At 70.4% G+C, this 24775-nt stretch carries 20 protein-coding genes; 9 read left to right on the plus strand and 11 right to left on the minus strand.

Features of this window, described 5'->3' with window-relative positions:
• Window positions 1–33: 33 nt before the first annotated feature.
• Window positions 34–1341: a serine-threonine protein kinase gene (locus J7E87_RS08195; protein WP_374195151.1), complete on the plus strand. Its 1308-nt coding sequence runs from the start codon at window positions 34–36 to the stop codon at window positions 1339–1341.
• 36 nt (window positions 1342–1377) lie between these two features.
• Here the strand turns inward: J7E87_RS08195 and J7E87_RS08200 are convergent, their stop codons facing one another.
• Window positions 1378–4176: a penicillin acylase family protein gene (locus tag J7E87_RS08200; RefSeq protein WP_215091521.1), complete on the minus strand. Its 2799-nt coding sequence runs from the start codon at window positions 4174–4176 to the stop codon at window positions 1378–1380.
• A 377-nt stretch (window positions 4177–4553) separates the two neighbouring features.
• On the opposite strand from J7E87_RS08200, the gene J7E87_RS08205 reads away from it, so the two are divergent.
• Window positions 4554–5165 (plus strand): hypothetical protein, encoded by a 612-nt coding sequence (locus tag J7E87_RS08205; protein WP_215091523.1) that lies wholly within the window; start codon window positions 4554–4556, stop codon window positions 5163–5165.
• Window positions 5166–5330: 165 nt separating this feature from the next.
• Complete coding sequence (locus J7E87_RS08210; RefSeq protein WP_215091736.1) at window positions 5331–6092, plus strand: 3-keto-5-aminohexanoate cleavage protein; 762 nt, start codon at window positions 5331–5333, stop codon at window positions 6090–6092.
• Window positions 6093–6364: 272 nt separating this feature from the next.
• On the opposite strand, the gene soxR is transcribed toward J7E87_RS08210, so the two are convergent.
• Entirely contained in the window at window positions 6365–6844 is a 480-nt protein-coding gene (gene soxR, locus J7E87_RS08215; protein WP_215091525.1) for a redox-sensitive transcriptional activator SoxR, read from the minus strand.
• A gap of 175 nt (window positions 6845–7019) precedes the next feature.
• On the opposite strand from soxR, the gene J7E87_RS08220 reads away from it, so the two are divergent.
• Window positions 7020–7481, plus strand: coding sequence for a MaoC family dehydratase (locus J7E87_RS08220; RefSeq protein ID WP_215091527.1), 462 nt, complete (start codon window positions 7020–7022; stop codon window positions 7479–7481).
• A gap of 18 nt (window positions 7482–7499) precedes the next feature.
• On the opposite strand, the gene J7E87_RS08225 is transcribed toward J7E87_RS08220, so the two are convergent.
• From J7E87_RS08225 to J7E87_RS08235, 3 genes are all read right to left on the minus strand, one after another.
• Window positions 7500–8123, minus strand: coding sequence for a TetR/AcrR family transcriptional regulator (locus tag J7E87_RS08225; protein ID WP_215091529.1), 624 nt, complete (start codon window positions 8121–8123; stop codon window positions 7500–7502).
• A gap of 69 nt (window positions 8124–8192) precedes the next feature.
• Window positions 8193–8480 carry a YiaA/YiaB family inner membrane protein gene (locus tag J7E87_RS08230; protein WP_215091531.1) on the minus strand — a complete coding sequence of 96 codons (288 nt, stop codon included), beginning with the start codon at window positions 8478–8480 and terminating at the stop codon, window positions 8193–8195.
• A gap of 92 nt (window positions 8481–8572) precedes the next feature.
• The gene (locus J7E87_RS08235) at window positions 8573–9724 is read right to left on the minus strand and encodes an acyl-CoA dehydrogenase family protein (protein ID WP_215091533.1); all 1152 of its coding nucleotides are present in this window, start codon (window positions 9722–9724) and stop codon (window positions 8573–8575) included.
• A 61-nt stretch (window positions 9725–9785) separates the two neighbouring features.
• Here J7E87_RS08235 and J7E87_RS08240 point away from each other — a divergent pair, with 61 nt between their 5' ends.
• From J7E87_RS08240 to J7E87_RS08250, 3 genes are all read left to right on the plus strand, one after another.
• Window positions 9786–10430: a TetR/AcrR family transcriptional regulator gene (locus tag J7E87_RS08240; RefSeq protein ID WP_215091535.1), complete on the plus strand. Its 645-nt coding sequence runs from the start codon at window positions 9786–9788 to the stop codon at window positions 10428–10430.
• Window positions 10431–10564: 134 nt separating this feature from the next.
• Window positions 10565–11260: a helix-turn-helix transcriptional regulator gene (locus J7E87_RS08245; RefSeq protein ID WP_215091537.1), complete on the plus strand. Its 696-nt coding sequence runs from the start codon at window positions 10565–10567 to the stop codon at window positions 11258–11260.
• 32 nt (window positions 11261–11292) lie between these two features.
• Window positions 11293–12291 (plus strand): DMT family transporter, encoded by a 999-nt coding sequence (locus J7E87_RS08250; protein WP_215091539.1) that lies wholly within the window; start codon window positions 11293–11295, stop codon window positions 12289–12291.
• Window positions 12292–12436: 145 nt separating this feature from the next.
• Here J7E87_RS08250 and J7E87_RS08255 read toward each other — a convergent pair whose 3' ends face one another.
• From J7E87_RS08255 to J7E87_RS08280, 6 genes are all read right to left on the minus strand, one after another.
• Window positions 12437–13786: an MFS transporter gene (locus J7E87_RS08255; protein WP_215091541.1), complete on the minus strand. Its 1350-nt coding sequence runs from the start codon at window positions 13784–13786 to the stop codon at window positions 12437–12439.
• Between the two features lie 498 nt (window positions 13787–14284).
• Window positions 14285–15403 carry a Zn-dependent alcohol dehydrogenase gene (locus J7E87_RS08260; RefSeq protein WP_215091543.1) on the minus strand — a complete coding sequence of 373 codons (1119 nt, stop codon included), beginning with the start codon at window positions 15401–15403 and terminating at the stop codon, window positions 14285–14287.
• Window positions 15404–15420: 17 nt separating this feature from the next.
• The gene (locus tag J7E87_RS08265; protein ID WP_215091545.1) at window positions 15421–16815 is read right to left on the minus strand and encodes an aldehyde dehydrogenase family protein; all 1395 of its coding nucleotides are present in this window, start codon (window positions 16813–16815) and stop codon (window positions 15421–15423) included.
• A 93-nt stretch (window positions 16816–16908) separates the two neighbouring features.
• Entirely contained in the window at window positions 16909–18255 is a 1347-nt protein-coding gene (locus J7E87_RS08270; protein WP_215091547.1) for an ABC transporter ATP-binding protein, read from the minus strand.
• Between the two features lie 177 nt (window positions 18256–18432).
• Window positions 18433–19866 (minus strand): CitMHS family transporter, encoded by a 1434-nt coding sequence (locus J7E87_RS08275; protein WP_215091548.1) that lies wholly within the window; start codon window positions 19864–19866, stop codon window positions 18433–18435.
• Between the two features lie 120 nt (window positions 19867–19986).
• Window positions 19987–22200, minus strand: a complete 2214-nt coding sequence (locus J7E87_RS08280) for a molybdopterin oxidoreductase family protein (protein WP_251017116.1) — start codon at window positions 22198–22200, stop codon at window positions 19987–19989.
• A gap of 428 nt (window positions 22201–22628) precedes the next feature.
• Here J7E87_RS08280 and hmgA point away from each other — a divergent pair, with 428 nt between their 5' ends.
• Both hmgA and J7E87_RS08290 read left to right on the plus strand, forming a co-directional pair.
• Window positions 22629–23948, plus strand: a complete 1320-nt coding sequence (gene hmgA, locus J7E87_RS08285) for a homogentisate 1,2-dioxygenase (protein ID WP_215091552.1) — start codon at window positions 22629–22631, stop codon at window positions 23946–23948.
• A 13-nt stretch (window positions 23949–23961) separates the two neighbouring features.
• A complete protein-coding gene (locus J7E87_RS08290) occupies window positions 23962–24711 on the plus strand; it encodes a GntR family transcriptional regulator (RefSeq protein ID WP_215091554.1) in 750 nt (249 codons plus the stop codon).
• Window positions 24712–24775 lie beyond the last annotated feature (64 nt).

Here is a 24775-nt window from a genome sequence, read left to right on the forward strand (position 1 = left end):
GGTTGAAAGAGGAACAATGTGGAGGGGCGGGCCATGCCGCAGATGAGTGTGCATCCGTACCGGGACATCACCTTCGACAAGGACGGCGACGTCGACAGCGCGCAGCGCGACCGACTGGCCGAAATGGACGTCACCGATCTGGTCATGTTCGCGCACGGATGGAACAACTCGCCCTCCATCGCGAACCGGCTCTACTCGGCTTTCTTCGCGCCGTTCCCGGAACTGCTCGCGGCCACCCCCGAGGTGCGGCTCGGGTATGCGGGCGTCGTATGGCCCTCGATGAAGTTCACGGACGAGCCGGCCCCCGACTTCCAGCCGTCGGCCGTCGGCCCGCTGCCGGGCTCCGGCCTTGACACCGCGACGCGGGTCGCTCTGGTCGAGCTGTTCCCCGGGCACGACCGGACAGTGGCGCGGCTGGCCCAACTGCTCGACGAACAGCCGGAGTCCGAGGACGCGTTCGCGGAGTTCGGTGCGCTGGCAAGGCAGCTGGCCGAGGCGCCGCCCGGCGGTCTGGAGGCCTCCTTCAGCGAGGATCTGCCCTATGACGAGCAGGGGCCGCCCGCCGTGCTGTACGAGGACGCCCTCACGCTGTGCCGGAGGTTCGCGCTGGCGCTGGAGGAGACCGGTGAGGTGACCGAGAAGGAGCCCGCCCTCTCGTCCTTCTCCTTCGGTGGCGGGCTCAAGAAGGCGTGGAAGGGCGCCAAGGAGCTGCTGCGGCAGACGACGTACTACGCGATGAAGCGGCGCGCCGGGACGGTCGGCGAGCTGGGCCTGGGCCCGCTGCTCGGACAGCTGGCCCGGTCGGCCCCCGATGTGCGGGTGCATCTGGTCGGCCACAGCCAGGGGGCGCGTCTGGTGTCGTTCGCGCTGCGTGGTCTGCCCGACGGGGCACGCAACGTAAAGTCGCTGACGCTCCTTCAGGGGGCCTTCTCTCACTACGTGTTCGCGCAGAGCCTGCCGCATGCGTCGCACAGCGGCGGAGCTCTGCGCGCCATGGAGCACCGGGTCGACGGTCCGGTGGTGGCCTGCTACTCACGGCACGACAGCGCGCTCGGGGTGATCTATCCGCTGGCCTCGAGCCTGGCCGGGGACGACGCGAGCGCGGTCGGACTCGACAAGCGCTGGTGGGCGATGGGGCACAACGGCATCCAGGCCGTCCGGCCGCTGGCCAGGCTCACCCTGGAGGAGGCGCTGGGGCAGGGCATTCCGGGGTCCGGCTGCGTCAGTGTGGACACGGCGTCGGTGGTGCGGCGCGGCGGGCCGCCGTCGGGTGCGCACAGCGACATCTGCCATGAGGAGCTGGCACGGGTGGTGCTGGCCGCGGGCCGCATCGGACGCTGAGTCGCCGCTCAACGCCCGTACGGCCCACGGCTGTTGTCATCGGTGGGAGGGGAATTCCGCGACCTGCTGATACGTCGGCCGGTTCTGCCAGCTGATCGCCGGGTGGGTGATGCCGCCCAGCGCGCGATGGATGATCGCGTCCGAACACCACTGCTCCCCGGCCTTGCAGCTGCCGTCGGCGGGGTAGACCTCGGTCGCCGGCCTGGCCGCCGCCTGCTTCAGCGTGGCGAGGAGCACGTCACGGCAGGCGGCGAGGTCGCCGCCTCCGCAGTACGTCTTCGCCAGCGGGCCCTGGACCGGCAGGCCGAGCACCTGTCGCAGATCCTTGTCGGCGAAGCCCCACCAGCCGTACTGGAAGGCGGAGCCGCTGTGTGCGCCGGTGGCGCCGTGGCTCGCCGCCGGGGATTCGTCGACCGCGAGGTTCCCGGTCAGCGCGCGGTAGAGGTCGTCGCCGAGCCCCGGTCCGAACTCGGCCTCGATCAGCAGCGGCCACCAGGCGTCCATGATGCGCACCGCGTCGGCATGGGTGTAGCTGTGCGAGCCGGGCGCGCTCTCCCTGCGCTGCGACCCCGCTGCCCGCCATGACTCCAACTGCGCTATAACCGCGTTCTGTTGGGGATCAGTGACCGGCTGGGAGCGAAGCACCTTCAGCAGTTCGGGCAGCAGCTGCTCGCCACGCAGATCGGTGACGGCTGCCTCCGCCATCGCCCGGGTGAGCGAGGCACGGGTAACGCCGCCGTCGGCGACGAGTTTCGCCACTCGGTCCTCGAGCAGATCGCCGCGGTGTACGGCGCCGAAGCCGAAGGCCGCGGTGGCGTACCCCTTGGCCTGCCGGTTGTTCCAGGAGATGTAGTAGTCCTGCCCGATGGACCGGGGGTGCTGGGCGAAGGGCGTGTACGCGGCTGTGTTGGCGGCCGGGTCGTGGTTCTGCCACTCGTACTGCCGCTCGGCCAGGACGGGCAGCGCCGGGTCGACGCCGTCGGCCCGCACCGGGTTCATTCCGCTGTTGTAGTAGGCGGCGGTACGGGAGTCGGCGTAGAACCAGTTGAAGGCGTAGTCGATGTTGTGCACGGCCTGCTGGAAGGACGCGGCGTCGGTCACGAACGACGGGTCGTTGAGCATCTGGAAGCCGATGATCGAGTCGGCCTCGTGGCGATAGGTGGTGCGCAGCGAGGTGTACGCGACGGGCTTGCCGCCGACCGTGGCGCGGTGGGTGACGATGCCGTACTTCGTGCGCCAGACCTGCATGCGGTAGGAGCCCGGGGCGGTGGAGTCGGCGACCGTGGGCTTCCAGGCGTTGCGCTTCTCCAGCTTCTCCATGGGGGTGCACACGCCCCGGTAGAGATAGTGGACCTCGTCCTGGCAGAGCTGAACCGTGTATGTGTCGGTGATGTCCTGGGCGGCGGAGGTGGCGGACCACGCGTAGTCCTGACCGCGGCCCATCTGGACGTACATGCCGACGCCGGCGAACGAGACGCCGCGGGCCGAGATGCCGGGGCCCTGGAGCTCCTGAAGCATCATCAACTGTGGTGCGAAATACCCGGTTTGCGGGCCGAACACTGCGATGGGCCTGCCGCTCGCGGTGCTCTTGCCGGAGACGAGGAGCGCGTTGGACATGCCGCGCTTGCCGCCGAGCGAGCCGGGCGCAATCACCCCGTCGTCGTACATGCCCTGCGCCGGCTTGAGGCGCTCCGGGGCGCGTACGGGGGACTTGGCCCCGGTGCCCGCCGATCCGGTTCTGTCGTGGACGAGTTGCTCGGGGACGACCGAACCGGCGTCGGGCAGTGCGGTGCCGCGCGGGTTCGCGGGCTTGTTCGCGTACGGGAAGCTGGTGCCGTCGTGGACCGTGAGGACGGCCTCGGGATCCTCGCGCTGCCGGAAGGACTCCCAGACCTTGGTGCCTTCCACCAGGCCGTACTTCTGCTGGGCGGCGAGGAGGGAGAGCGCGGCCTGCACCTCGCCGCCGCCTCCGCCGCCGAACTGGCCGCCGACGACCGAGGCGATGGAGATCAGATCGGTCAGCTTGAAGGGCTGGATCTCCCCGACGTTGGTGATGGAGTCGATATGGCCGGTGAGGACGTACTCACCGGGGAAGTACCGGCCGTTCTTGGACTTCTCGCGGTACGAGTTGATGCCGTCGACGTACGCCTGGGCGTCGGCCATGGCCTGCTCGCCGCGCGCGCCCTCGGTGGCCCGGATCCGCTCGATCTGCGCCTCGTAGTCGGCCTCGGTGTACGGGGCCTGCGGCCAGAACTGCTGCTCCAGGCCCTGGTTGGCGAGCGCGCCGCCGGCGAATGAGGTGAGCTCGCCGCGGCCTATGTGCCGGAAGAGGTCCATCATCCACAGGCGGTCCTGGCCCGCGGCGAATCCGGCGCCGAACTCGGTTCCGTAGCGGGTGGTGCCCTTGATGTGCGGGACACCGGTCTTCTTGTCGCGGGTGATCGTGACGTCCGGGCGGGGTCTGGTGACGGATTCGACCTGGGCGGCGGGAACGCCGAAGGAGGCGTCGTTGAAGAAGTCGTTGAGTCTGGCGTCGGTGAGTCCGCCGTGGCCGCCGACCAGGGAGTCGTAGCGGCCGAGTTGGTCGGAACTGTGGGCGGGACGGGTGCCGAGGACGCGGTGGGCGAGGATCTCGGTGAGGGTGGCGTTGCCGTTCTGGCCGGGCGGCAGGATGTCGGCGCACTGGCCCTGGCAGAGGTCGCCGTCGGCTGCGGTTGCGGTGGGGGCTGCGGGGTTGGCGGCCGCGGCCTGCGGCAGGGGGGCCGGCAGACCGCCGGCGAGCGCGAACACCGCGGCGGCTGTGGCAGTTTTGAGTCTTCCGATGCGTCGTCGCATGGATGCTCCTCGGGGAGGCCGGTGCGCCGGACGTTACTGGCGGTATGACTCGCGAGTAAGGTGAACATGCGTCACCTTTTCCGAATCACCACCGCGCTTGCTCTGCAACGCGCCATCACCACGACGGGGAGGGGCGGATTCGCGGGGCGGCGGTGTAGCCGCTGGCCACGAGCCCGTCGAGAAGGCAGCCCGGTGGTGCGGGGGGTGGCGACAAGGCCGCGCGGCTGCTCACTGAAGATCGAACCCTCCCCCGTCAGGCCCGGCACCGTAGGCGAAATTCGGCTGATGACCGCCATCGGATTTTCGATGGAGCCGGATCGGGCACACGTACGTCCATTCCATGACGCCGAAGTACGAGCGACGGAGGTGGCAGTGCGATGGCCGGTTTCCGGAGTCTTGCGAGACAGGTGCGCGACGCGCGGTGTGATCTGGCGCTCAGGCGCTATTCGCTGCGCAAGTGCCTAGAACGATTTGCCCCTTATGGGCACCGGGCAACCTGGGATCATCTGTGCGCGAGGCACAGTATCGAGCCCGAGGACCGAGCGCCCGATCCTGCGCGGCTGGTGGCCGCGCTCGAGGAACTGGAGCAGGCGCGGGCGGTCTGGCTCGCGTACGAAGAGGGTTTCGCGGACCGCCGCAAGCGCGAGAAGCACGACGGGCTGCGGCGGCCGGCGTCCATCGACGACTGGCACCGGCGGACGTGGGGCGGGAATGGCGTCGCGCGCTGCGACAGGCCCGCCGCGCATCCCTCGGCGCCGCTCGACGAGGTGCTGCGGCGGCTGATTGGGGCGCTGGAGACGGAACCGGGCGCGGCATGTCCGGTGTGCCGGGGGACGCACATCGTGTGGCGGCAGGATCTTGCGAACGAGCCGTGGTTCGGGCCGGTCTGCGCGGGCTGCGGCATTGTCGTGCCGCAGCCCGTTCTGACGTCCGAGGCCGTGGCGGCGGCCAAGCGGGCGGGGCGCAACAAACTGGCGTCGGTCGCCTGAGACGCGCGGGGGCGGTCGACGAGGTCGGTGAGCCCCCGCGTTGTCAGTGGCGTCGTCAATGGCGTCGTCGGTGGCCCCCTGTCGGCGGCGCTCGTAACGCGTCGCCAGCTGCGTCGTCAGTGACGTTCAGTGGCGTTGTCAGTGGTGGCCGGCACCATCGACGGCATGATCCAGGTCTGCTTGAACGGGCTTCGTTCGGCCACTGACGGCGCTGCCGTGCCGCTGTCGCCCGGGGCGATGGCCGAATCGGCGGCACAAGCCGTCGCCGCCGGCGCGGCCGAGGTGCATGTGCACCCCAAGACACCGTGCGGCGACGACACCCTGTCGCCGCGCGCCCTGGCCGAGGTGCTCACGGCGATACGGGCCGTGGTGGACGTTCCCGTCGGGGTGACGACGGGTGCCTGGGCGGAACCCGATCCCGGGCGGCGGGTGGAGCGCGTGCGCTCCTGGACGGTGCTGCCCGACCACGCCTCGGTGAACTGGCACGAGCCGGGGGCGGAGTTGGTCGCCGCCGCCCTGCTGGAGCGCGGGGTCGGCGTGGAGGCAGGCCTGTGGTCGGGGACGGACGGGCCGCGGCGTTTTCTGGCGTCCCCGCTTGCCCCGCGCGTGCTGCGGGTGCTCGCCGAGGTGAGGGACACCGAGCCCGGCACGGCCGGGGAGTCTGCGCGCTCGCTCCTCGTCCAGCTGGGCACGGCCCATGGGATACCGCTGCTGCTGCACGGCGAGGACGGCGGGGCGTGGCCGGTGCTGCGGCTCGCGCGACGGTCGGGTCTGGACACCCGGATCGGCCTGGAGGATGTGCTCTTCCTGCCGGACGGGAGGCGTGCCGCGTCCAACGCTGAACTGGTGAGCGCGGCCCGGGACTTCGCGGAAATTCGGTGGCCGGACGCCGGCCCTGGCCCGCACAGTGGTTGCGGAAATCCGTAACCGAGGACGCCGATGTCCACGCCGCGTGTCCCCGCAGTGGGGGTGCGGGGACCTGGGCTGTGGGGCCAACGCCCGTTCACAGGCGCTGGGTTACGGCCCGCCGGACTGAGCGGGCCCGTCACGGGAGTGCGGGCCCGCGCACGATCCGCGGAAAAGGTGGGCCTGTCACGGGGGTGCGGGCCCACCTTTCACGTCGTCCCGCGCGCTTTCGGATCAGTTGCCGCCCGGTGTGCGGGCCGCTGCCCGCGGGCAGGGCCGCGCCCGCCGTCGCCTCAGGCCTCGCTCCTGCGCGGCTTCCGGCCCTCCGGAAGCAGGCGGGAGCCCGTCATCCGGTCCCCGAAGATGTCGTCCGGGTTGGACAGTACGCAGGTCTCCAGCGAGAGGCAGCCGCAGCCGATGCAGTCGGTGAGGTGGTCGCGGAGGCGGCCGAGTTGCTGGATGCGTTCGTCGAGTTCCGTGCGCCATGCCTCGGACAGCCGGGCCCAGTCCTCCCGGTCCGGCGTGCGCTCCTCGGGAAGTTCGGCGAGGGCCTTCCTGATCGTCGCGAGGGGGATGCCGACGCGTTGCGCGGCACGGACGAAAGCGACGCGGCGCAGCGCGTCCCTGCTGTAACGGCGCTGGTTTCCGCTGGTCCGGCGGCTGCTGATCAGGCCTTTGGACTCATAGAAGTGCAGGGCGGACACCGCGGCGCCGCTGCGCGCGGACAGCTGGCCGACCGTGAGTTCATGAATCGTCTCGGGAATCTGTGGCACTCCTCGAAGCCTACTGGTGGTTCGTCGCTGACCGCCCGCCGCCGGCCATCCGTCACGGGTCGTCCGACGCGGGCCATCCACCGCCGGTCGTCCGTTGACAGAGCGCGCACTGCCAACCATGCTGAGCAAGCGCTTAGACAAGAGCTTGAACGCTTGAGAGGCAGGTACCAAGGACATGGCTGAGCCGAAGATCTTCACCTCCGCCGACGAACTGCGCGCCGGGGTCGGCGAGCAGCTGGGTTACAGCGCCTGGCTGGAGATCGAGCAGAAGCGGATCGATCTCTTCGCCGAGGCCACGGGCGACCACCAGTGGATCCACGTGGACCCCGAGCGCGCGGCGAGCGGCCCCTTCGGCACGACGATCGCGCACGGCTACCTCACGCTGTCGCTGCTGCCGACCCTCGTACCGCAGGTCTTGCGCGTCGAGGGCATGAAGATGGGCATCAACTACGGGAGCAACAAGGTCCGCTTCCCCGCCCCGGTGCCGGTGGGCTCGCGGCTGCGCGCCACCGCGGTCCTGCAGAGCGTCGAGGATGCGGGCGGCGGCGTGCAGGTGACCGCCCTCGTCACGGTCGAGCGCGAGGGCGGCGACAAGCCGGTGTGCGTGGCCGAGTCGGTGTCCCGCTACTTCTTCTGACTCTTCTGAGCAGCTGGACTACTTCTGGGCGGTGACCATCCGCAGGACGAGGTCGGCGTAGAGCGCGCCGACCTCGTCGGGCGTCCTGCGCCCCTGGGTGTTGAACCAGCGCGCCACGTCGATGCAGAGCGACAGCACGGCGAGGGTCGTGCCGGGCACGTCCGGGACGTCGAACTCCCCCGACTCCACACCCTCGCGCAGAATCTCGCGTACGACAGCGTCGCTGCGGCGGCGCAGCTCCACGATCTCGGTGCGGTGTTCGTCGGAGAGCGCGTCGAGTTCGTACTGCACCACCCGCGCGGTGTTGTGCCGTCCGGCGTGCCAGCGGACGAAGGAACTCACGGCCTCGGCGAGCCGCTCGGAGGGCGTGCCCTCGATGCCGGCCGCCCCGGACAGGACCTCCAGAGCCTTCTCGTGCCCGATCCGGCTGATCCGGTGGAGAAGCTCTTCCTTGGTCTTGTAGTGAATGTAGAGCGCGGCCGGGCTCATCCCGGCGCGGCCGGCGATGTCCCGGGTCGTCGTCGCGTGATAACCCTGCTCGGCGAAGGCCTCGACGGCAGCGACGAGCAGCTTCCTCGCCGCCTCGGGCGTGACCTCGTCCCACGGCATGTCCTCGCCCGCCATGTCCTTGGCCGTACTCATCGCTCGCCCCTTCCGTTCAGCAGAAGGCACACCCTACCTCGCCGGTGAGCAAGCGCTTAGTGCTTGACGTCAGACCTTCGAGAAGGGGTCGTGGTCGGCGAGCAGCTTCTCCAGCCTGGCCTGGTCGACGCGGCTGACGATCTGTCCGGCCTCCTGGCGGTCCCTGATCACCTTGGCCAGGGTGAACGCGGAGGTCGTCAGATAGAGGACGGCGATGGCGAGGAAGCCGCGCACCCAGGCGTCCGCGTCGAGATAGAGGATGCCGACGCTGACGGCCGCAAGGGCAACCGCGAAGGAGGCGACCGACTGGCCGTAGAAGGCCGTCGTGCTCTGCTGCTTGACCGGTGTCTCACTCATGTCCGCCAGCATCGACGGGCCCGGCCCGCGCCACATCCGCTCCCGTACTCACTCACCTACTCAGAGGCTCCGGGACTCAAGGGCTCCTGGACTCAGAAGGCGGAGACCCCGGTCAGCGCACGGCCGATGATGAGTTTCTGGATCTGGCTGGTGCCTTCGTAGAGGGTCATCACACGCGCGTCGCGCAGCAGCTTGCCGACCGGATACTCGTCGATGTAGCCATAGCCGCCGAAGACCTGCAGGGCATTGCCGGCCGAGCGGACAGCCGCCTCGGATGCGAAGAGCTTGGCCTGGGACGCGGCGGTGGCGAAGTCCTCGCCCCGGTCGACCAGGTCGGCGACCCGCCAGGTCAGCATGCGGGCCGCGGCCACGTCGACGGAGATGTCGCTGATCAGCTCCTGGACCAGCTGGTACGAGGCGATGGATTTGCCGAACTGCTCGCGCTCCCCCGCGTAGCCCACGGCCGCGTCGAGCGCGGCCTGCGCGATGCCGACACAACCCGCAGCGACCGACATCCGCCCCTTGGCGAGCGCGGACATGGCGATGGAGAAGCCCTTGCCCTCGGGCCCGAGCATGGTGGCGGCGGGCACCCGCACGGCGTCGAGCACCAGCTCTGCGGTGGCCTGGCCGCGCAGGCCGAGCTTTCCGTGGATGGTGCGGCGGGCCAGTCCGGGGGTGTCCGTGGGCACCAGGAAGGCCGAGATGCCCCTGTGCCCGGGCGCATCGTTGGTACGGGCGAACAGGAGCACCACATCGGCCCAGGTGCCGTTGGTGATGAACATCTTCGAGCCGTCGATGACGTAGTCGTCGCCGTCACGCACTGCCTTGGTGGTCAGATTTCCGGCGTCGGACCCGGTCCCCGGCTCGGTGAGCCCGAAACAGCCGAGCGCCTCGCCGGTCGTGAGCCGTGGCAGCCAGTGGCGCTTCTGCGCCTCGTCGCCCCAGGCCGCGACGGTCTTGGCGACCAGACCCAGCGATACGGACACGATGCCGCGCACCGATGAGTCACCGCGTCCGAGCTCCTCGGTGACCAGGCAGTACGCCAGATGGTCGCCGCCCGAGCCGCCGTACTCCTCGTCGACAGTGAGCCCGAGGAAGCCGAGCGCGCCCAGTTTCTTCACGATCGACTTGTCGACGCTCTCGGCGCGGTCCCACTCGACGACGTTCGGGGTGATCTCGCGGTCGACGAAGTCCTTGGCCAGCTGCCGTACGGCTGCCTGCTCCGTGCTGAGCTCCAGGTTCATGCGACACCCACTTTTAACTATCACTGCTAGTTTCTCCTCGGCAGGCCCTACTATGTGCCGCATGGCCCGCCCGCGCAAGCCCCTCCTCAGCAGAGAACGCATCGTCGAGACGGCGAGCGCGCTCGTGGACGCCGAGGGTCTCGACGCCGTCTCCACCCGGCGGCTGGCGGCCGAGCTCGGCGTCAGCGGACCCTCCCTCTACAACCACTTCCGCAACAAGGACGAGATCCTCGACGCCGTTGCGGACGCGGTCAGCGCGCAGGTCGATCTGTCGATGTTCGAGGAGGACGACGAGCGGGACTGGCGCACCGCGCTGCACGACTGGGCCGTCTCCTATCGCGCCGCCCTGACCGCCCACCCCAACACCGTCCCGGTCCTGGCCCGCGGCCCACGACGCCGCCCGGCCGGCCTCAAAGTGGCCGACGCGGTGTTCGGCGCGATGGTCCGCGCGGGCTGGCCGCCGGCCCAGGCGACGTACATCGGCGCGCTGATGCGGTACTTCATCACCGGCTCGGCGCTCGGCTCCTTCGCCCGCGGCTTCGTGGACGACGAGACGGCGTACGACCCGGCCGACTATCCGCACCTCGGCCAGGCGCATCTGCTCGCCGAGCGGCAGCAGAAGGTGGACGAGGGCGCGTTCGAGACCGGGCTGCGCGCGCTCATCGACGGCCTGGCCGTGCAGTACGCGGCGCTGACGCGCGCTTGACCCGCGCGGCGTACGAAATCCGGGCGCCGCACGAGACCCGCGCGGGTCAGGCGGGTCAGGCGGGTCAGGCGGGTCAGGCGGAACGACGGGACGCTTCGGCCGCCACCGAACGATGAATGGCGGATCCTGGAGACATGCGATCCAGAGACCTCGCCGCCCTGGCCGCGCTCCTCGCCGACGAGACGCGTGCCGCCTTCTGTCTCGCGCTGCTCGACGGGCGTGCCTGGACCGCCGGCGAGCTCGCGCGGCAGTCGCACGTGGCGCCGTCGACCGCGAGCGAGCATCTGGGCAAGCTCGTCGCGGGCGGGCTGCTCACCGAGGAACGGCAGGGACGGCACCGCTATGTGCGCCTCGCCGACGAACGCGTCGCGCATCTCGTCGAGGAACTCGCCTCGCACTGCGCGCCGGCGCCGGACGAGCCTGCCGGAACGCTGCGGGCGGCGAGCGCGCGCAGCGCCATGGCCCGGGGGCGTACCTGTTACGACCATCTCGCCGGGCGGCTCGGCATCGCCATCACCCAGGCGATGACCGCGCGCGGGCTGCTGCACCAGGACACGGGATTCGCGCTGACCTCCCAAGGGGTGGGCTGGTTCGGCGAGTTGGGGCTCCCCCTGGAGCGGAGGGGGCGGCGGCCGCTCGTACGGTCGTGCCTGGACTGGACCGAGCGCAAACCGCACCTCGCCGGGACCGCGGGCGCCGAGCTGTGCCGCCATGCGCTTCAGGCCGGCTGGTGCGTACGGATCGGGTCCGAGCGGGCCGTGAAGGTGACCGCGGACGGCGAGCGGGCGCTGCACGACCTGCTCGGCATCGAGCCGGGCATATTGCGGTGAGCGCCGAACGGTCGAGGCCGTACCGTCGGCCCATGACGAACCTCTCGCCCTCCGTCGGCCGTTCGCAGTGGCCCGCCCTGGCCGCCGCGGGCGTCACTGTCGTGCTGTGGGCCTCCGCATTCGTATCGATCCGCAGCGCCGGCGACGCCTACTCTCCCGGCGCGCTCGCCCTCGGACGGCTCCTCGCCGGGTCCCTGGCGCTCGGCTGCGTCCTGCTGATCCGGCGCGAGGGGCTGCCGCCGCGTGCCGCCTGGACCGGGATCGCCATATCCGGGCTGCTCTGGTTCGGCGTCTACATGGTGGTCCTCAACTGGGGCGAGCAGGAGGTCGACGCGGGCACGGCGGCCATGGTCGTGAACATCGGCCCGGTCCTGATCGCGCTGCTCGGCGCGCGGCTGCTGGGCGAGGCGCTGCCGCCGCGGCTGCTGGCCGGGATGGCGGTGTCCTTCGCGGGGGCGGTGACCGTAGGGCTTTCGATGTCGGGCAAGGGCAGCGCCTCCACGCTGGGGGTGCTGCTGTGCCTGCTGGCGGCGGTGGGATACGCGGGCGGGGTGGTGGGCCAGAAGCCCGCGCTGGCGCATGCGAGCGCGCTCCAGGTGACGACCTTCGGCTGTCTGGTCGGTGCGGTGGCCTGTCTGCCGTTCATCGGGCAGCTGGTCTCCGACGCGGAGCGGGCGCCGCTGTCGGCCACGCTCAACATGGTCTATTTGGGCGTGTTCCCGACCGCGCTGGCGTTCACGACCTGGGCGTACGCCCTGGCTCGTACGACCGCGGGACGGATGGGCGCGACGACCTACGCCGTACCGGCGCTGGTCGTGCTGATGTCGTGGCTGGCGCTGGACGAGGTGCCGGGCTGGCTGACCATGGCGGGCGGCGCGCTGTGCCTGGCCGGAGTGGCCGTCTCCCGCAGCCGGCCCCGGCGAGTGGCTGCCCCGGCGACGGCTTCACAGGCTTCGGCGGGGGAGCCCACAGCCGCGGACACCGGGACCTCGGACACCGGGGCGCCCGAGGTCCGGGACCGTCGGAGCTGACCAGTGCTTTCTCTGCTTTCTGCGCTTTCTGGTGCTTTCCGGCGGCCGGGCAGCCCAGCCGCGTGACGTGAGTGAATGCGGCCGCCCCGCGGGGGAAGTCGGACGGCCGCACACACGAGTCTCACGTCAGTGAATCGCGAACGGTTCACTCCTGGGCGGCGGCCGCCTCGGCAGTCCGGGCGGCCGCCCGATTGGACAGAATCCTGATCGAGACGAGGGCGATGACAGCCAGGCCGATGATGTAGGCGGACACGGCCATCGACGTGCCGGTGGCCTCCAGCAGCAGGACCATCATGAACGGGGCCAGTCCGCCGCCGAAAACCGCCGCGATCTGGTAGCCGAGCGAGGCTCCCGTGTAGCGCATCTCGGCGGTGAACAGCTCGGCGAAGAGCGCCGCCTGCGGCCCGTACATGATGCTCAGGAAACAGCTGGTGACGAAGGTGCCGACGCCCAGCCAGAGCAGCGACTTGGTGTCGATCAGCAGGAACAGCGGGATCGCCCAGACCAGCAGACCGACCGCGCCGAAGGCATAGATACGAAGCCGCCCGATGCGGTCGGAGAGCGCGGCCGCCGCGGGTATCAGCGCCAGCTGGGTGAGGCTGACGCAGAGCGAGACGGTGAGCACGGCGCTTCGCTTCATGTCGAGTTCGCGGGTCGCGTAGTCGAGCACGCCGGTGATGATGATGTAGAAGGTCGCGGTGTTGACCGCGAAGGAGCCGCCGGCCAGGAAGACAGTGCCGAGGTGCTCCCGCAGAATCGTGCGCAGCGGCGAGCGGGGTTCGCTCTTCTCCTGTGCGGCCAGGGCGCGTTCGGCCGCGCGGAATTCGGGGGTCTCCTCGACCCGGGTGTGGATGAACCAGGCGAGTGCGAGGACCAGGAAGCCGACGAAGAAGGGGACGCGCCAACCCCAAGCGGCGAAGGTGGAGTCGCTGGTGACGGCTCCGGCGATCAGGAAGACGGTGTTGGCCGTCACCACGCCGATGGGGACGCCGAGTTGGACGAGGCTGCCGTACAGCCCGCGCTTGCCCTCGGGGGCGTACTCGGTGGCCATCAGCATCGCGCCGCCCCACTGGGCGCCTACCGCGATGCCCTGGATGACGCGGAACAGCACCAGCAGCACGGGCGCAGCGATGCCGATCGTCTCGTAGGTCGGGAGCAGTCCGATTCCGACGGTGGCGAGGCCCATCAGAACCAGCGCGAGGACCAGCATCGGCTTGCGGCCGTGCTTGTCGCCGAGCTGGCCCGCGATGATGCCGCCGACGGGGCGGGCGAGGAAGCCGACGGCGAAGGTGGCGAAGGCGGCGAGCACGCCGGCCGACGAACTGCCGGAGGGGAAGTACAGGTCGCCGAGAACGAGGGCGGCGGCGATACCGAAGACGAAGTAGTCGTACCACTCGACGGCGGAGGCGAGGGCGGCTGCGGTGGCCACGCGGCGCCGACGGGGATCGGCGGGGGGTGGGGAGGCTGAGTCTGTGAGGTGGGCGGCGGGATCCATGCTGTGCACACTCCGGTGGATGCGGGGACGAGGAGTGCGGGGAACATACCGACTGGTGGGTATGGGGTCAACGGTTTGCGCAGGCGACGGGGCCTTTTCCGTAACTGACGGGCCTGTCCCGTAACTGGGGACGAGCCTCCAGACCCCCGTACGGCCTGAGGTGGGGACCTCCCACGCCCGCAGGGTGTAGGGGGTGTCCTCAATCTTCCCCGGACTTCGTCCCGGGGGACCCCCAACGGGCTGACTTTGTCAGCCCCGCCAACGATTGAGGGGTGGGGCCCCCACGCCCCCAGGGGATAGGGGGACGGTCCGGGGCGAGCCCCGACATCAAGCCTCGCCGGCGATTGAGGGGTGGGGGTCGCCCCGCCCCCAGGGCGCAGGGGGACGGTCCGGGGCAGGGCCCCACAAATCAGCCCCGCCGGCGATTGAGGCGTGGGGCCCCCACGCCCCCAGGACGCAGTGGGAGGGTCCGGGGCGGGCCCAGTGGCGGAGCCTCGGTCAGAAGACGACCAGCGCCCTGCCGCCCTTGCCCGCCAGCATGTCCTCGAAGGCCGCCGGGATCCCGGCGAGACCGATCCGCGCGGTCACCAGCCCCGCCAGGTCCAGGCGTCCCGCGCGGATGTGCTCCGCCAGCACCGGCAAGTCACGCGCCGGGTCGCTGTTGCCGTACACGCAGCCCGAGAGCGTACGGCCCCAGTGGAAGAGCTCCAGTGCGTTGAATGTGACCTGCTGGTCCTTCCCGCCGATTCCGACGACCGTGGTGCGGCCGCCTCGGCGGGTGGAGTCCCAGGCGGTGCGGATCGTGGCGGCCCGCCCGACGCACTCGATCGCGACGTCCGCGCCCTGGCCGCCGGTGAGCGCCCTGATCTGCTTCGCGGTGGTGTCGGAGGCGACGACGTACTCCGTCGCCCCTGCCTGCCGCGCCAACTCCTCCTTCTCCGGGGACACATCGACCGCGATGATCGTCGAGGCGCCCGCGATCCGGGCGGACTGGAGGGTGGCGAGGCCGACGCCGCCGACGCCGAAGACCACCACCGACTCGCCCTCGCGAACGCGCGCGGAGTGGTGGATCGCGCCGTACCCGGTGAGGACCGCGCAGCCGAGCAGCGCGGCGTCGGTGAGCGGGACGCCCTCCGGGACCGGCAGGACGCAGTTCGCGGCGACGACAGTCTCCTCGGCGAAGGCCGCGACGTTCAGACCGGGATGCAGCTCGGCGCCTCCCCCAGCCTCCGGCCGGGGGGACCCCCATCTCACTCCGCTCGCGGCGCGGGCGTAGACGCTTGCCGCGCCGGCCAGCGCGTTGGCGCACAGCCAGACCTCGCCGATCCCGCAGTGGTGGCAACTCCCGCAGGACGGAGCCCAGTTGAGGACTACACCATCGCCGGCGGCGACATGGCTGACGCCCTCGCCGACAGAGACGACCGTGCCCGCGCCTTCGTGGCCAAGGACGCAGGGCGTCGGCACGCGCATCGTGCCGTTGGACAGGGACAGATCGGAGTGGCAGACCCCGGCGGCGGCGAGGCGCACCCGCACCTGGCCGGGGCCGGGCTCGGGCAGTTCGATGTCGGTGATCTCCAGCGAAGAGCCGACAGCGGGCAGTACGGCGGCGCGGACCATGGTTCGCAACTCCCGGCTCAGAACTGGAGGGACTTGGTCTGGAGATACTCGGAGAGACCGTGCGGGCCGAGCTCGCGGCCCACACCCGACTGCTTGTAACCGCCGAACGGGGCAAGGGGGTTGAAGCGGCCGCCATTGATGTCGACCTGCCCGGTGTCCATCCGGCGGGCGAACGCGACGGCCTCCGCCTCGTCGCCCGCCCAGACCGCGCCCGCGAGGCCGTAGACCGTGCCGTTGGCGATACGGAGCGCGTCGTCCTCGTCCGCGTACTCGATCATGGAGACGACCGGGCCGAAGATCTCTTCCTGGGCGATGGTCATCTCCGGGGTGACATCGGCGAAGACGGTGGGGCTGACGTAGTAGCCCCTCTCGAGGGGGGCGGCGGGACCGCCCGCGACCAGCCGGGCGCCCTCGGCGACGCCCTTCTCGATGTAGCCGCGTACGCGCTGCTGCTGCTTGGCGCTGACCAGTGGGCCGACCCGCTCGCCGGGTACGTATTTGGCGACGGCGGCGGCCGCGAGTGCCACCGCCTCCTCGTACTGGTCCTTGTGGACCAGCATCCGGGTCCACGCGCTGCAGGTCTGGCCGGAGTTGGACATCACGTTGGCGATGCCGACCTTGACGGCCTTGGCCAGGTCGGCACTCGGCAGGATCACGTTGGCGGACTTGCCGCCGAGCTCCAGGGCTACCCGCTTGACGGCCGCCCCCGCCGTCGCGCCGATCTGCCTGCCGACGGCGGTGGAGCCGGTGAAGGAGACGAGATCCACGTCCTCGTGGGCGGCGAGTGCCTGTCCGGCGACCGGGCCGAGGCCCGTCACCAGGTTGAACACCCCGGCGGGCAGTCCGGCCTCGTCGACGGCCTCGGCGAAGAGCTGCGCGGTCAGCGGGGTGTCCTCGGCGGGCTTGAGGACTACGGTGCAGCCCGCCGCGAGTGCGGGGGCCACCTTCGCGACGACCTGGTGCAGCGGGTAGTTCCAGGGCGTGATGGCGCCGACCACGCCGACCGGCTCCAGCAGCACGGTGGAGGTGCCGATCTTCTCCTCGAAGGAGTACGAGGCGGCCAGCTCCGCGTACGAGCCGGCGACCAGGACGGGCACTCCGGCGTGGACCGTCTGCGACATTGCGAGCGGTGCGCCGAGTTCGGCGGTGACGGTCTCGGCGATCTCGTCAGCACGGGCCACCAGCACATCGCGCAGCCTGGCGATCCCGGCCGCGCGCTCGGCGGGCGCGGTGGCGGCCCAGCCGGGAAACGCGGCGCGGGCGGCGCGTACGGCGGCGTCGACGTCCTCGGCCGTGCCGGCCGGGACATGGGCGATGACCTGCTCGTCCGCCGGGTTCACCACGGCGATGGTGTCCGGGCCTGCGGCGGGCCGCCACCGGCCGCCGATGTACATCCCGTCGTGGGCCTTCATCGCACTCCTCCAGAACCTGCGGTAGTCGTCCGCACCCAAACTAGCGGTGTTAGTTTTCGGACGCCAGGGACACCTGGAGCATAGGGGGGACGCTCAGGCGTCCAGGCCCGGGAGGTCCGCCGGAGCAGGGCAGATCCTGCGGCCGTGCTGATCGAAGACGTACAGATGCGCGAGGTCGACGAGGAGCGGCACCTGAGCGCCGCTGCGCAGCCGCACATCGGGTCCGGTCCGCACGACCAGATCGCTCAGGGCGACGGCCGGGCGCTCGGCGGCGACGGGACGAGGACCCGGCTCCGGGTCGTCGAGCGCCACCACGGGCCCCGAGACATGGGCCATCGCGCGCCCCTTGATCCGGGTCAGCACGCTCGGGCCGCCGCTTCTGCTTCTGCGTCTTCGCACGGGGGGCTGTGGTCTGGGCGACTCCAGGTCGGCGACGACCGCGGGCCGCGAGCCGGTGTTGAAGTGCACCAGCGCCTCATGCCCCTGGTACTCCATGTGCTCGACGATCCCGGTCAGGGCGACCTCGCCGGGGCGGGCCTGGCTCGGCGGGGCGATCCGGGTGGCTTCGGAGCGCAGGCCGACGATGATCTGCCGGCCCTGCTGGATGCGGAGCAACTGGTGGTCGGCGCTGAGGGGTTCGGGCAGCGGCAGCCGCTGTTTGCCGAGATCGATCGACATCCGGCCGTCCAGCGGCGCGTAGACGACGGCCTGCAGCAGATTGATGCGCGGCGTGCCGATGAACGCGGCGACGAAGACGTTCTCGGGCAGGGCGTACATATCGCGCGGGGTGCTCACCTGCTGGAGCACCCCGCCGCGGATCACGGCGACCCGGTCGCCCAGTGACATCGCCTCGGCCTGGTCGTGCGTGACATAGACAGTGGTCACACCCAACTCGGCGGTGAGCTGGGAGATTTCGGCCCGCAGACGGTTGCGCAGCTTCGCGTCGAGGTTGGACAGCGGCTCGTCCATCAGGAATACGGAGGGCCGCCGGGAGATGGCCCGGCCCATCGCGACCCGCTGGCGTTCACCGCCGGAGAGCTGGCTCGGGTAGCGGTCCAGGACGTCCTCGATGCCCAGCATCCGGGCGGTGGCCTCGACCTGCGGGCGGCAGTCGAGCCGCGGGTTCTCCAGCCGCAGCGGGAAGCCGATGTTGTCGCGGTTGGTCATGGTCGGGTAGAGCGCGAAGTTCTGGAACACCATGGCCATGGCGCGGTCGCGGGGCGGGATGTGGTTGGCGTACTCGCCGTCGAGCAGCAACTCCCCCTCGGTGATGTCCTCGAGACCGGCGATCATGCGCAGCACGGTCGACTTGCCGCAGCCCGAAGGGCCGAGCAGCACCACGAACTCCCCCGGCTCGATGTCGAGGGTGAAGCGGTCGACGGCTCGATTGGTGCGTTCGTACCTCTTGCTGACGCTGCGAAGCGAGATGGCGCGACTCATAGGGTTCCGCCCGTGGGAAGAGGGGGAGCGACTGAGACGCCTGAAACTAGCCGACTACTCCCGGTCAGGGAATGACTCGCGCGCAGGTTGGGACTGGGCTTTTTGTACGGAGCCGTCCGCCGTCGGGACAGCAACCGCCAACGCCCCCTGGCCCACGCTCACCACATACCCAGTGCCTCAGATGATGCCGAAGAGGATTCCGGCTCCGAGCACCACCAGCGAGGTGAGCGCCGCCCATTTGACGGTGAACCGGGTGTGGTCGCCGAACTCGACCTTGGCCATGCCGACCAGGACGTACACCGCGGGGACGAGCGGGCTCGACATGTGCAGCGCCTGACCGACGAGGGATGCGCGGGCGATCTCCAGCGGGGAGACACCGTGGGCCGCGCCCGCCTCGGCGAGGACCGGCAGGACGCCGAAGTAGAAGCCGTCGTTCGACATGAAGTAGGTGAGCGGGAGGCTCAGTACGCCGGTGACGATGGCCATGTGCGGGCCCATGCCCTCGGGGATGGCGCCTACGAGCCAGTCGGCCATGTGCTTGACCATGCCGGTGCCGGTGAGCACGCCGGTGAAGACGGCGGCGGCGAAGACCATGCCGGTGACGTTGAGTACGTTGTCGGCGTGGGCGGCGATCCGGGCCTTCTGGTCGGCGACCGTCGGGAAGTTGACGGTGAGGGCAAGGGCCGCGCCGAGCAGGAAGAGCACGGGGATGGGCAGCCACTCCATGATCATCGCGGTGAGCAGAGCGACGGTGAGCCCGGCGTTGAACCAGTAGAGCTTGGGGCGCAGCGTGGCACGGTTCGGGTCGAGGCCCTGGAAGCGCGCGTCCTCCTCTTTCGCGTCCTCCTCCTTCTCGTACTTCTCCTGCGCGCCGGGGGCGTCGCCCATACCGCCGGTGACTGCGGTGCGCTCCTCGGAGCTGCCGCCGCCCGACTTGACCAGCACGGTCTCGGAGACGGTCTCGGACTCGGTCTCCAGGACCTCGTCGAGCGTCAGCACGCCGAGGCGCTTGCGCTCGCGGCGACCCAGTACGTAGGCGAGGACGAAGACGAAGAGCAGTCCGCTGGCGAGCGCGGGGATCATGGGGACGAAGATGTCGGCCGCGTCGAGCTTGAGGGCGGTCGCGGCGCGGGCGGTGGGGCCGCCCCAGGGCAGGGTGTTCATCACGCCGTTCGCCGTGGCGGCGACTCCGGTCATCACGACCAGGCTCATCTTGAGGCGCTTGTAGAGCGGATACATCGCGGCGACGGTGATCATGAAGGTGGTGGAGCCGTCGCCGTCCAGCGAGACGATCGCGGCGAGCAGCGCCGTACCGACCACGACGCGCATCGGATCCGCCTTGCAGAAGCGCAGAATGCCGCGGACGATCGGATCGAACAGCCCGACGTCGATCATCACGCCGAAGTAGACGATCGCGAACATCAGCATCGCCGCGGTGGGGGCGAGCGTGCCGACCCCTTCGATGACGTAGTCGCCGAGTTGCGCGCCCTGTCCGACGAATACGCAGAAGAGGGCGGGTATGAGGACCAGCGCCGCGATCGGCGACATCTTCTTCATCATGATCAGGACCAGGAAGGTCGCAATCATGACGAAGCCGAGGATTGTCAGCATTTGGGACACCTAACGTTCACCCTTGAACTCCCACCAGAGCGGCGGTTCGGATGACGTTAGGTCGCCCCAAGAGTCGTTAACAAGATGTTGACGCGTGAGCAATACGAGCAAAACCCCAGGTCATCGCGTAGGTGACACTTCGACCGGGAAGCCGTTGAGCACGGCGGTGCCGGACAGCGGGTCGAGCCGCGAGCCGTCGAGCAGTTGATTGACATTGACTCCGGGACGCGCGGCAGCGACCGACATCCGGGTGCCGGGCCGGCTGTGTCCCCAGCCGTGCGGCAGGCTCACCACTCCGGTCCGGACGGCGTCGGTGATCTCGACCGGCGCTTCGAGCTCTCCTCCGTCCGCCTTGATGCGGGCCTGGACGCCGTCCTCCAGACCGAGTCGGGCCGCGTCGGCCGGGTGGATCTGGAGAGTGCAGCGGTTGGAGCCGCCGTTGAGCGTGGCGACGTTGTGCATCCAGCTGTTGTTGGAGCGCAGATGACGCCGGCCGACGAGGACGAGTGCGGCGGGCCGCGTGTCCAGGGCGCGCCGCAGCCTCGGCAGATCGGCGGCGATGGGTCCCGGCAGCAGCTCGACGCGTCCACTGCGGGTCTTGAGGACCTGCGGCATCCGGGGCCGCAGCGGGCCGAGGTCGATGCCGTGCGGGTGCTCCAGGAGCTTGTCGAGGGTGAGGTCGTAAGGGCCGAGGCGCAGCATCATGTCCAGTCGCCGCTCCGGCCCGCCGCGGCCGGTGAGTTGTGCGGTCAGCTCCTTCACGTCCTGACCGTGGACCGGGGAGTGCGGATCGGTGACTGCCTTGGTGAGGGTGCGCTCGATGACCATGTCGTCGACGGCGCCCGGGTCCGCGCCGTGCATGCCGCCGACGGCGAGCACCAGACGGGCCTGGATCTCGCACTCGCCGAGGCTGCCCTCCTCCAGGGGGATCACCGCCGGGGTGTAGCGGGCCTGGTTGTGTACGGCGAACGCGTTGAAGGCGAAGTCGAAGTGCGCGCTCCGGGAGGGCGGCGGCGGGGGCAGCACCACGTCCGCGTGGCGCGAGGTCTCGTTGAGGTACGGGTCGACGCTGACCATGAAGTCGAGTCCGGCAAGCGCCTGGTCGAGCCGGTCGCCGTCGGGCGCGGAGAGCACCGGGTTGGAGGCGAGCGAGATCACCGCGCGGATCCGTCCGTCCCCGGGGGTGTCGATCTCCTCGGCGAGCGCGGCCATGGGCAGTTCACCCTTGGCCTCGGGGTGGCCGCTGACCCTGCTCGCCCAGCGACCGAGGGCGAAGCCCTTGCCGGGGACGGCGGGGCGGGGTGCGCGGTCGGTGGCGGAGAGCGGGAAGAGCGCGCCGCCGGGGCGGTCGAGGTTGCCGGTGAGCACATTCAGAACGTCGACCAGCCAGTTGGTGAGGGTGCCGTACTCGACGGTGCTGCTGCCGACGCGGCCGTATACGGCGGCGGTGGGCGCGGCGGCGAGTTCGCGGGCGATCGTACGGATCTCCTCGGCGTCCATGTCGCAGGCGGCGGCGACCGCCTCCGGCGTGAACTCCCGTACCGCTTCGGCGACTTCGGCCACCCCCTCGACATGCGCTTCGAGCGCTCCGAGATCTGTGAGCTTCTCCTCGAACAGGACCTGTGCGAGCGCGGCGAGCAGCAGGGCGTCGGCGCCGGGCCGGATGGGGACGTGCCGGTCGGCCAGCTGCGCGGTGCGGGTGCGGCGCGGGTCGACGACGGTCAGTGTGCCGCCGCGCCGGCGCAGTGCCTTGAGCTTGCCCGGGAAGTCGGCCGCGGTGCACAGGCTGCCGTTGGAGTCGAAGGGGTTGGCACCGAGGAGCAGCAGATGGTCGGTGCGGTCCAGGTCGGGGACGGGGATGGCGACGGGGTCACCGAAGAGCAGCCCGCTGGAGACATGCTTGGGCATCTGGTCCAGGGTGCTGGCGGTGAAGAGATTGCGGCTACGCAGCAGCGAGAGCAGTACGGGCGGGTAGAGCGCGCCGGCCATGGTGTGGACGTTCGGATTGCCGAGGATGACGCCCACCACATTCGGCCCGTGCTCCTCGATCAGCGGCCTGATCCGGGCCGCGACCACGTCGAAGGCCTCCTCCCAACTGGCCTCCTGCAGCTCGCCGTTCCTGCGCACGAGGGGTGTGCGCAGCCGGTCGGGGTCGGCGTCGAGCTCACCGAAGGAAGCGCCCTTCGGGCATATGAAGCCCTTGCTGAAGACGTCATCGCGGTCACCGCGGACGCCGGTGACGCGGGAGCCCTCGATGGTGAGGGTCAGTCCGCAGGTAGCCTCGCAGAGGGGACAGATGCGCAGTGCGGTACGGGTGCCAGCTGTGCGGGACATGGGCCCTCCACGGGGCGACGGCGGTGGCGCGCGGTTCAGGCCGAGCATACCGACCGGTATGCATGCACGGGAGGGGGCGCCGCGCCCTTCCTGAACCGGAGCTCCGCCCCGGACCCCGTACACCCTTCGGGCATTCTCCTCAATATCCCCCAAACTTCGTCCGGGGGACCCCCACGGGCTTGAGTTTCAGCCGGTCCGGCGAGCAAGCCTCGCCGGCGCTTGAGGCGCGGGAGTCCCCCACGCCCGCCGGGGCGTAGCGGGAGGGTCCGGGGCGGAGCCCCGGTTACGGGAAGGGGTGGGGCGGGGGCAAGCCCGCCGCAGGCGTCCCGCCCGGACACGCCGCCATCACGCCGCCCCGTTGCCGTTGACGGCACGGTCCCGCAATCCTACGGTTATGCATAGGAATCCTTCAGCACCAGGAGCGGACGATGAGCGGCATCGAGCAGGCGCGGAAGACCGCCGAAAGCCTTGGGCACTCGCCCGGGTTCGGCAATGAGCACAGCTCGGAAGCCGTGCCCGGCGCACTTCCGCACGGGCGCAACTCACCGCAGCGGGCACCGCTCGGGCTGTACGCGGAGCAGCTGAGCGGCAGCGCGTTCACCGAGCCGCGCGCCCACAACCGCCGCTCCTGGCTCTACCGGATCCGCCCGTCCGCGGCACATCCGCCGTTCGTCCGCATCGGCAACGGCGGCGTACGCAGCGCGCCGTTCACCGAGTCCGTCCCCGACCCCAACAGGCTTCGCTGGAACCCGCTGCCCGAGCCCGCGCCCGGCACAGACTGGCTGGCCGGTCTGTGGACGCTCGGCGGGAACGGCGACGCGACCCAGCGCACCGGCATGGCCGTTCACCTCTACCACGCCAACTCCGCCATGACGGACCGGGTGTTCAGCGATTCCGACGGCGAACTGCTGATCGTGCCGGAGCGCGGCGGGCTGCTGCTCCGTACGGAACTGGGGCTGCTCGCCGCCCGGCCGGGCGAGGTCGCGCTGATCCCCCGCGGGATCCGTTTCCGGGTGGAGCTGCTGGACGACAGCGCCCGCGGCTATGTCTGCGAGAACTACGGTCAGCCCTTCCAGCTGCCCGACCTCGGCCCGATCGGCGCGAACGGCCTCGCCGCCGCCCGGGACTTCCTCGCGCCCCTGGCGGCGTACGAGGACATGGAGGGCCCGGTCGACGTCGTCAACAAGTTCTGCGGGAACCTCTGGGCCGCGACGTACGACCACTCGCCGCTCGATGTCGTCGCCTGGCACGGCAATCATGTTCCGTACGTCTACGACCTGCGCCGCTTCAATGTGATCGGGACGATCTCCTACGACCACCCCGATCCGTCGATCTTCACCGTGCTGACGGCTCCGACCGACACGCCGGGCCTGGCCGGGGTCGACTTCGTGGTCTTCGCGCCGCGCTGGCTGGTCGGCGAGGACACCTTCCGGCCGCCGTACTTCCACCGCAATGTGATGAGCGAGTACATGGGCCTGATCGAGGGCGCGTACGACGCCAAGGCCGAGGGCTTCGTGCCGGGGGGCGGTTCGCTGCACAACATGATGTCCGCGCACGGCCCCGACCGGGAAACCTTCGACCGCGCGAGCGCCGCCGAGCTGAAGCCGCAGAAGATCGACGACGGGCTTGCGTTCATGTTCGAGACGCGCTGGCCGGTGACGGCGACCGCGCAGGCGGCGAACGCGGACCATCTGCAGAAGGGGTACGACGACGTGTGGCAGGGTCTTGAGCGCCACTTCCGGTCGTAGTACGGAGTACCCCGTGACCGCCTTCGCCCCCGACTCGCTGGTCCTGAACCGCAAGCTGCCGCTGTGGTACCAGGTCTCGCAGTCGCTACGCGCCTCCATACTGGGCCGAGCGCCCGGGGCGTCGCTGCGGCTGCCGACCGAGGAGCAGCTCGCCGCGCACTACGGCGTCAGCGTGCTGACCATGCGCCAGGCCCTCAAGGAACTGGAGCAGGAGGGCCTGATCAGCAGGCACCGGAGGCGTGGCACCTTCATCGAGCCGGGGGCGCGGCGGGGCGCCCCCAGGCGGCTGCTGGGCTCGATCGACGCGATCGTGGCCCAGCAGTCGGGCGAGCGGACCGAGCTGCTGGACCACGGCCGGGCCGCCGTACCCCCCGAGCTCGCCGAGCACTTCCCGGACCTGGCCGAGGTGGCGACGTACCACCGGCTGCGCAGCGACGAGAAGACGGGCGAACCGACCAATCACGCCCGCAACTTCATCCGCCCCGACCTGGCCGAACGTATCGACCCGGACGACCTCGTGCGCTGGCCCATGACGAAGGTGCTGCGCGATGTGGTGGGCGCACACATCAGCCGGATCACCGACACCGTCGAGGCACGGCTCGCGGACCCTGAGACGGCCCGGCTGCTCCAGGTGCCGTTGCTCAGCCCGATCCTGCACTACACGGGCATCATCCACGACGAGAACGGGCGCGCCCTGGATGTGGCGATCATCCACTACCGGGGGGACCGCTTCTCCTTCACGGTGACGCTGGACGCGGACTGAATCCCCGGACGCGGACGGAATCCCGGAGGCGGACCGAGTCGCGGATGCGGACTGAGTCGCGAAT

The sequence above is a fragment of the Streptomyces sp. ISL-1 genome (assembly GCF_018614585.1).
In the GTDB taxonomy this organism is placed as follows: Bacteria; Actinomycetota; Actinomycetes; order Streptomycetales; family Streptomycetaceae; genus Streptomyces; species Streptomyces maoxianensis.